Annotated in this window: 5 protein-coding genes; 4 read left to right on the plus strand and 1 reads right to left on the minus strand. The window is 70.7% G+C overall.

Annotated elements, in window-relative coordinates; all coding sequences use genetic code 11:
• Positions 1–43: 43 nt before the first annotated feature.
• The gene (locus tag DQW06_RS02325) at positions 44–1,117 is read right to left on the minus strand and encodes a LacI family DNA-binding transcriptional regulator (protein WP_071621567.1); all 1,074 of its coding nucleotides are present in this window, start codon (positions 1,115–1,117) and stop codon (positions 44–46) included.
• Positions 1,118–1,213: 96 nt separating this feature from the next.
• Between DQW06_RS02325 and DQW06_RS02330 the strand changes: the two genes are divergently transcribed.
• From DQW06_RS02330 to DQW06_RS02345, 4 genes are all read left to right on the plus strand, one after another.
• Entirely contained in the window at positions 1,214–2,815 is a 1,602-nt protein-coding gene (locus tag DQW06_RS02330; protein ID WP_013151747.1) for a glycoside hydrolase family 13 protein, read from the plus strand.
• Positions 2,816–3,498: 683 nt separating this feature from the next.
• Positions 3,499–4,740: a maltose ABC transporter substrate-binding protein gene (locus DQW06_RS02335; protein WP_071623148.1), complete on the plus strand. Its 1,242-nt coding sequence runs from the start codon at positions 3,499–3,501 to the stop codon at positions 4,738–4,740.
• Between the two features lie 2 nt (positions 4,741–4,742).
• Complete coding sequence (locus DQW06_RS02340) at positions 4,743–6,350, plus strand: ABC transporter permease subunit (RefSeq protein WP_117197879.1); 1,608 nt, start codon at positions 4,743–4,745, stop codon at positions 6,348–6,350.
• Positions 6,350–7,255 carry a sugar ABC transporter permease gene (locus DQW06_RS02345; RefSeq protein ID WP_013151744.1) on the plus strand — a complete coding sequence of 302 codons (906 nt, stop codon included), beginning with the start codon at positions 6,350–6,352 and terminating at the stop codon, positions 7,253–7,255. Before DQW06_RS02340 ends, DQW06_RS02345 begins: the two co-directional genes overlap by 1 nt.
• Positions 7,256–7,309 lie beyond the last annotated feature (54 nt).

Consider the following 7,309-nt stretch of genomic DNA (forward strand, 5'->3'; position numbering starts at 1 on the left):
GTGTGGGGATCAGGCGGGGAGGGCTGTGGGGAGGACGGCCCGGTCAGACCCGGGGGCGCTCCGCCCGGGCGTGCGCGGGGGCGGCGTCGACCCGGGTGAGGGGAGCGTGGTTCCTGGCGGGGGCGATGGCGGTGGAGCCGCGGACGACCAGCTCGGGGTCGAAGACGTACTCGGTGTGGGAGACGGGGTGTCCGGCGATCTCGTCGCACAGGGCGCGCACGGCGGCCAGCGCCATGGCGTTGACCGGCTGCCGGACGGTGGTCAGCGGGGGGTCGGTGAAGGCGATGAGCTGGGAGTCGTCGAAGCCCACCACCGAGAAGTCCCGGGGGACGCTCAGGCCGCGCTGGCGGGCGGCGCGGATGGCGCCCAGGGCCATCATGTCCGAGCCGCAGACCATGGCGGTGACGCCGCGTTCGATCAGCCGGGTGGCGGCGGCGTGGCCGCCCTCCACGCCGAACAGCGACAGTTCCACGAGGTCCTCGCCGTCCAGGCCGTGCTGCGCCAGGGCCCGGTGGTACCCGTCGAGCTTGCGACGGACCGGAACGTAGCGCTCGGGGCCGCTGGTGAAACCGATGCGGGTGTGGCCGAGGGCGACCAGGTGGTTGACGGCCAGGTGCCCGGCCTCCCGGTCGTCGCAGGAGATGAAGGCGGCGGGGATGGCGTCGGCGTACCCGTTGACCAGCACGATCGGGAGTCTGCGCGAGACCAGGGCGTGGTAGCGCTCGTGGGGGGCGGTGGTGTCGGCGTGGCGCCCGGAGACGAAGAGGATGCCGGAGACGTTGCGCTCCAGCAGCAGCTCCACGTACTCGTCCTCCGTTATCCCGCCGGGGGTCTGGGTGCACAGCACCGGCGTGTACCCGCGCTGGGCGAGCGCCCCCTCGGCCGCCTGGGCGAACATCGGGAAGACGGGGTTCTCCAGTTCGGGTATGACCATGCCGACCAGTCCGGCGGAGCGCTGCCGCAGCCGGGCGGGGCGCTCGTAGCCGAGGACGTCCAGCGCCGTCAGGACGGCCTTGCGGGTGTCGCTGCCGACGCCCGGCTTGTCGTTGAGCACCCGCGAGACGGTGGCCTCGCTGACGCCTGCGTGCCGCGCGATGTCGGCAAGTCGTGGACCCATGGGCGCAACTCTAGTCGAGATCGTCGTCACATGGCCGAAAATTGGCGGTAATCTTGCGCAAGAAATTGCACTCGTCACAGGGAAGGACCCCCGCTGATGGAGCCTCAGTCGCACTGGTGGCGTGACGCGGCGATCTACCAGATCTACGTCCGCAGCTTCGCCGACTCCAACGGTGACGGTGAGGGCGACCTCGCCGGCATCCGCGAGCGCCTCCCCCACCTGGCCGAACTCGGCGTGGACGCGATCTGGCTGACGCCGTTCTACGTCTCCCCCCTCGCCGACGGCGGTTACGACGTCGCCGACTACCGCGACGTCGATCCCCGTTTCGGGACCCTGGAGGACTTCGACGCCCTCCTGGAGACCGCCCACGGGATGGGCATCCGCCTGATCATCGACGTGGTGCCCAACCACTCCTCCTCCGCCCACCGGTGGTTCAAGGAGGCCGCGGCCGCCGAGCCCGGCGAGCACGCCCGCTCGCGGTACGTCTTCCGGGACGGCAGGGGACCCGACGGGGAGGAGCCGCCGAACAACTGGAAGTCGATCTTCGGCGGCCCGGCCTGGACCCGCCTCAAGCGGCCCGACGGCACCCCCGAGCAGTGGTACCTGCACCTGTTCGACCCCGAGCAGCCCGACTTCGACTGGACCAACCAGGAGGTGCACGACGAGTTCGACGACGTGCTGCGCTTCTGGCTGGACCGGGGCGTGGACGGGTTCCGCATCGACGTCGCGCACGGCATGGTCAAGGACCCGGCGATGCCCGACATCGCCGAGGACGCCAAGGCCGACATGCTCGACGGCAGCACCTCGCTGCCCTACTTCGACCAGGACGGCGTGCACGAGATCTACCGCCGCTGGGCGCGGATCGCCGCGGAGTACCCGGGCGACCGCGCCCTGGTGGCCGAGGCGTGGGTGGAGGACGCCCAGCGGGTGGCCCGCTACCTGCGCCCGGACGAACTGCACCAGGCGTTCAACTTCGAGTACCTGACCGCGCCGTGGGACGCCGGGCGCCTGCGCGAGGTCATCGACGTGTCCCTGGCCGCCAACACCGCGGTGGGCGCGACCACCACGTGGGTGCTGTCCAACCACGACGTGACCCGCCACGTGACCCGCTTCGGCGGCGGTGAGCAGGGGCTGCGCCGTGCGCGCGCGGCGACGCTGCTGATGCTGGGCCTGCCGGGTTCGGTGTACCTGTACCAGGGCGAGGAGCTGGGACTGCCCGAGGTCACCGACCTGCCCGAGGACTCGCTGCAGGACCCGACCTGGGAGCGTTCGGGCCGCACCGACCGCGGCCGGGACGGCTGCCGGGTGCCGCTGCCGTGGGGCGGCGACCAGGCGCCGTACGGGTTCGGCCCCGAGGGCAGCGTTCCGTGGCTGCCGATGCCCGAGGGCTGGGGCGCCCTGTCGCGCGCCGCCCAGCGCGGGGTGGAGGGCTCCACGCTGGAGCTGTACACGAAGGCGCTGCGCCTGCGCCGGGAGCTGGACGCGCTCGGCGACGGCTCGATGGCCTGGCTGGACGCGCCCGGCGGCGTGCTGTACTTCGAGCGTGAGCCGGGTGTGCGCGTCGCGGTGAACCTCACCGGGGAGGCCGTGGAGCTGGCTGCCGACGGCGAGGTGCTCGTGGCCAGCGGTCCGGTCGGCGAGCCCGCCGGAGGCACCCTGAGCCTGCCCGCCGAGACGGCGGTGTGGCTGCGCGGCTGAGCGGTTGAGCGGCTGAAGGGCTGAGCGGCTGAGCCCGCGCGTGCGGTGCCGGACACGGGGTCCGGCACCGCGCGCGGTGCGGGCCGGTGCCGGTCAGCACCGTCCTGCTGGCGCGGGGATCTCCTTCGGCAAGCTCGCTGGGCGAACGTGCTCCCAGCCGGCCACCGCATCCCAGCGCTGACCGTCGCCGCCCGTGCCCACCACGACCGCCCGCTCCCCCGGGGCTGGCGTGGAACCCGCACGCTTTACCGGTGCCTGGCTGAGGTCGCCCTGAGGGCCCGCCCCCTGCGGCGCGCCACCAGCCCGCGCCCCACGGGTGCCCGGACGCCGTCGCCGGCACGCTCCGCCCCACCCCCTGCGGCGCGCCTCCAGAGGAGGCTCCCCGCCGACACCCTGCGGCGGGCCGGACCCGAACCGGGTTCGAGTGGTCCGCGACGGCGTGTTCAATGGTGTTACGAAATCGCTGCCCATCACAGGATCTATCAGCGAACGGTCACCGCACCGCTACCCAGCGCACGATGTCACGCGCCCGTTTCCGTGGCGTTTCCACATCTTTATGCGGGAGATCCGCAAACTCTTTCAAAGCTTGCAAGTTATTGCTAGCGTCACATCACCACGCATGCCCTCGACGGCCGGAACGCATGCGCGACCTCCTCAGCACGGCCTCCCGGAAGGAAGACAGCATGAGATTCCGCAGCGCACGAGCGGTCACGGGCATCGCCGCGATCGCACTGATGGCGACCGCGTGCAGTGGTGGCGACGAGGGCGGGGAGGCCGCCGCCGAGGGCAGCCTCGTCATCTGGTCCGACCCCGAGCGCGCCGACGCCATCAAGGCGGCCGCCCAGGAGTTCGCCGAGGCCAACGGCATCGAGGTCGAGGTCCAGGGCCTGACCTTCGGCGACATCCAGGGCGACGTGCTCAACGCCCACCAGGCCGGAAACGCCCCCGACGTCTTCATCGGCGCCCACGACTGGACGGGCAACCTCGTGCGCAACGGCGCCGTCCAGCCCATCGAGCTGCCCCAGGACCGCGCCTCCGGCCTGGACGAGACCTCGTTGCAGGCCCTCAACTACGACGGCCAGCTCTTCGGTGTTCCCTACTCCCAGGAGAACATCTTCCTCATGCGCAACACCGACCTGGCGCCGGACGCCCCCGCGACCTTCGAGGAGATGGTCGAGGTCGGCACCGAGCTCAAGGACTCCGGTGAGACCAGCGAGGTCCTGTCCATGGCCGTGGGCCAGGAGGGCGACCCCTACCGGATGAACGCCCTGTTCACCTCCGCGGGCGGCTACCTCTTCGGCCAGGACGAGGAGGGCAACTGGGACCCGACCGACCTGGGCGTGGGCACCGACGAGTCCATCGCGGCCATGGAGAAGGTCGCCGAGTACGGCGAGGCCGGGGAGGGCGTGCTGCGCCGCTCCATCACCCTGGAGAACGACGCCTCCCTGTTCTACGAGGGCGAGGCCCCCTTCTTCGTCGCGGGTCCGTGGAACGTCGCCGACGCCAACGAGGCGGGCGTCAACTACGAGATCAGCCCCATCCCCGGCTTCGAGGGCGAGGAGCCCGCCAGCCCCTACATCGGCTACCAGGCGTTCTTCGTCACCGAGGGCAGCGCCAACAGCGCCCTGGCCCAGGAGTTCGTGACCAACTACGTCACCGACACCGACTTCGTCCTCAGCCTCTACGAGGCCGACCCCCGCATGCCGGTGCAGACCGAGGCCCTGGAGAGCGTCTCGGCCGACGACCCCACCATCGCCGCGATCTCCGAGGCCGGGGCCGAGGGCATGCCGATGCCCTCCATCCCGGAGATGGGCGAGACGTGGGAGCCGCTGGGCATCGCCCAGGCCGCCGTCATCGCCGGTGAGGACGTGCGCGAGGCCATGGAGGCCGCCCACGAAACGATCGCCTCGCAGATCGGCGAGTAGCGGTGGCGTCCAAGAAGACAGCGGGCGCTCCCTCACCGGGGGCGCCCGCCCGCACGCCCCTGCCGGGCGGCCGGTTCGCCGGGAGCGGTTCACTGGCCGGGCAGCTGGTCAAGATCGCCCTGCTGGGCCTGTTCACCGCCCTGGGCGTGTGGGCGGTGCTGCCCCTGTACGTGGCGGGCAGCTGGTGGGGCATCGGCCTGGTCGTGGCCGTGGTCGGCCTCGTCTACTGGGTCTACCTGTCCAAGCGCACCGTCCCGGTCAAGTACCTGGTCCCGGGCGTGCTGTTCCTGCTCACCTTCCAGATCCTGCCGGTGCTCTACACGATGAGCACCTCGGTGACCAACCTCAGCGACGGCCACCGGGGCGACAAGGAACAGGCCATCGCCTCCATCGAGGCCTACTCGGTGAGCAGCCCGGACGGGGCCCAGGAGTACACCCTGACCGTGGCGGTCACCGGCTCGCCCGAGACCGGTGAGCTGGTCTTCCTGCTCACCGACCCCGAGGGCCGGGCCTACGCCGGAACCGAGGAGGGGCTCACCGAGCTCGACGGCGCGACCGTGGAGCCCTCGGGCAAGGTCGCCGAGGCCTTCGGGTACACGATCCTGTCCCCCACCCAGGTCAACGCCCGCAGCGACGAGCTCCAGGCGTTCGCGGTGCCCACCGGCAGCGGCACGGGCATCCGCTCCAGCGGCCTGTCCACCGCCTTCGAGGGGACCGCGACCCGCGCCTACGACGCCGGGTGCGACTGCGTCACCGACGCCGGGACCGGGATCGTCTACCACGCGGACAACGAGCGCGGCGCGTTCTACGACGAGGACGGGGAGCGGCTCGCCCAGGGCTGGCAGGTCGGCGTGGGCTTCGACAACTTCGCCCGCTTCCTGTTCAACCCGACCTTCGCGTCGTCGTTCTTCAGCATCCTGGTGTGGAACATCGCCTTCGCCGCCTCCGTCACCTTCCTGGTGTTCGTGGTGGGCCTGGCGATCGCGCTCACCCTGCACGTGCCCAGGCTGCGCGGCAGGGTCGTGTACCGGATCCTGGTGGTCCTGCCGTACGCGATGAGCTCGCTGGCGATGTTCCTGCTGTGGCGGGACATGTTCAACACCGACTTCGGCCTGTTCAACCGGGTGCTCGGCCTGGAGGTGGACTGGCTGGGCGACGCCTGGTCGGCCCGGGCGGCGGTGATCCTGGCCAACGTCTGGCTGGGCTACCCGTACATGTTCCTGGTGGCCACGGGAGCCCTCCAGGCCGTCCCGCGCGAGCTGGGCCAGGCCGCGCAGATCGACGGCGCGGGCCCCTGGCAGGCCTTCCGCAACGTCACCCTGCCGCTCCTGATGGTGGCGATGACGCCGATCCTGGTCTCGACGTTCGCGTTCAACTTCAACAACTTCAACGCGGTGTGGCTGATCACCCAGGGCGGCCCCTTCTCCCCGGAGAGCCCGACGGCCGGTGCCACGGACCTGCTCATCACCTACACCTACCGGCTCGCCTTCAACGAGGCCACCGCCCAATACGGGTACGCGGCGGCGCTGTCGGTGATGATCTTCCTGATCGTGTCGGTGATGTCGGTGGTCAGCCTCAGCAGGAGCAAGGCCCTCAAGGAGGTGGACTGATGGCGGTCGCAACCCCGGACGCGGTACGCGCCCCCCACCGGCGCGGTACCGGAGTCCGTCTGGGCCTGTGGGCCCGCAGGTACGGCTGGCGCCACGTGGTGATGCTGGTGGTCGTGGCGTTCGCGCTCTTCCCTGTGCTGTTCGTGGTGTCGGCGGCGCTCAACCCGCTGGGCACGCTGTCCAGCGCGCAGCTGTGGCCGACCGGGGCCAGTCTGGACAACGCCGTCGACCTGTTCAGCAACACCCCGTTCACCACCTGGTACGCGAACTCGCTGTTCTTCGCCTTCACCAACGCCGCCGTGACGGTGCTGCTGTCGGCACTGGCCGCGTACGCGTTCAGCCGCATGCGCTTCCGGGGCCGCCGGGTGGGGCTGATCGGGCTGCTGGTGATCCAGATGTTCCCGCAGTTCCTGGCGATCGTGGCGATCTACCTGATGTTCTCCACGATCGGCGAGTACTACCCGGCGATCGGCTTCGACACCCGGTGGGGGCTGCTGCTGGTCTACCTGGGCGGCGCGCTGAGCATCAACACGTGGCTGATGAAGGGCTTCTTCGACACCGTGCCGAAGGAGCTGGACGAGTCCGCGCAGATGGACGGGGCCTCGCACGCGCAGGTGTTCTTCCGGATCATGCTGCCGCTGGTCACACCGGTGCTGGCGATCGTGGGCCTGCTGGTGTTCATCTCCACCATCAACGAGTTCCTGATGGCGAGCGTGTTCCTGCGCGACACCGACGCCAAGACGCTGGGCCTGGGGCTCTACCAGCTGGTGGCCTCGCAGCGCAACGCGAACTTCGGGATGTTCGCGGTGGGCGCCATCATGCTGTCCCTGCCCACCCTGGCGGTGTTCTGGTTCCTCCAGCGCTACATCACCGAGGGCCTGACCGCGGGAGCGGTCAAGGGCTGAGGCGGTACCGGGGAGAACGCGGAAGGGGGCGCCCCGGCTCGGGGCGCCCCCTTC

The organism is Nocardiopsis sp. TNDT3 (assembly GCF_003427465.1).
GTDB lineage: Bacteria > Actinomycetota > Actinomycetes > Streptosporangiales > Streptosporangiaceae > Nocardiopsis > Nocardiopsis dassonvillei.

Bases quoted from the DNA above. Each gene is read 5' to 3' on its own strand.
- DQW06_RS02325 (WP_071621567.1), bottom strand. From the start codon at position 1,117: ATGGGTCCACGACTTGCCGACATCGCGCGGCACGCAGGCGTCAGCGAG.
- DQW06_RS02330 (WP_013151747.1), top strand. From the start codon at position 1,214: ATGGAGCCTCAGTCGCACTGGTGGCGTGACGCGGCGATCTACCAGATC.
- DQW06_RS02335 (WP_071623148.1), top strand. From the start codon at position 3,499: ATGAGATTCCGCAGCGCACGAGCGGTCACGGGCATCGCCGCGATCGCA.
- DQW06_RS02345 (WP_013151744.1), top strand. From the start codon at position 6,350: ATGGCGGTCGCAACCCCGGACGCGGTACGCGCCCCCCACCGGCGCGGT.